Source organism: Thermus thermamylovorans (assembly GCF_004307015.1).
In the GTDB taxonomy this organism is placed as follows: Bacteria; Deinococcota; Deinococci; order Deinococcales; family Thermaceae; genus Thermus; species Thermus thermamylovorans.
In genome coordinates, this window is sequence record NZ_SIJL01000048.1 from 1 (window position 1) to 902 (window position 902).

At 68.1% G+C, this 902-nt stretch carries 1 protein-coding gene; it reads right to left on the reverse strand.

Annotation, left to right across the window (positions count from 1 at the left end):
* On the reverse strand, positions 1 to 834 hold an 834-nt coding region (locus ETP66_RS12475; RefSeq protein WP_130842779.1), incomplete at its 3' end, for a transposase.
* Positions 835 to 902: the final 68 nt, after the last annotated feature.

Consider the following 902-nt stretch of genomic DNA (forward strand, 5'->3'; position numbering starts at 1 on the left):
CACCGCCTTCAGCCCCCGTACCCTCCCCACCGCCCCCACCAGCCCCATCGGCCCCTTCAGCAGACCAAAGACCGTCTCCAGCTCCCACCGCCGCCCCAAAAGCCTCCGGTACGCACCTCTCCCCCGCCGCCGCAGGTTCAAAAGCCGCCCCCTCCCCTTTGGCCTTCCCCGTCTCCGGTTATGCCCCGTCACCAGAAGCATCCCTCGCCTCCTCGTCAACCAAAAGTTGGCTTCCCCCTCGTAGGCCGCGTCCGCCACCACCACGGGGGGCTTCTCCCCAGGAAACCTCTCCACCCCCCAGAGCATCCCCCGCCCCACCGGGGAGTCGTGCCATGAGGCCGGGGTCACCCGTAGGGCCAGCACCTCCCCCGTGTCCAGGTCCACGAGGAGGTGGAGCTTGTACCCATAAACCCAGCCCCCATCCGAGCCCACGCCCCAAGCCGCCTCCCCATCCGACCTCTGGGCGGGGAGAAGGGTGGCGTCCATGGCCAGCACCCGCCTCCCCCGGCCCACCCGCTTCCCTCCCCGCAGGAGGGGCCAGGGTAGCTTCCGGCTCCGCTCGCTGAGGGTGGCAGAGGAGGGAACGCGCTCTAGACCGAGGCGCTTGCGGAGCCTAGGGTTGCGGGCCAGTTCCCGGCGCATGCGTTCGCTGGAGAAGCCCAGGAGGGCGCGGACCAGGTGGAAGAGAAAGAGGCTGAGGTCGGAGAAGGTCCTGGGCCTGCCGGGTTTTCTCTCCCCTTCTGGCAAGCGGGCTTGGAGCCATGCCTGGAGCAGGGGGACCAGTTCCTCCAGGGGCAGGGGTAGGATGGAAGGGGGCGTCTGGTGTTCTTCCACAGCTCACCAAGCGCCCCCTTTTCCTTTGGCTTGTCAAGGGGGTATGCATTGAATATCCGAAAGGGGGG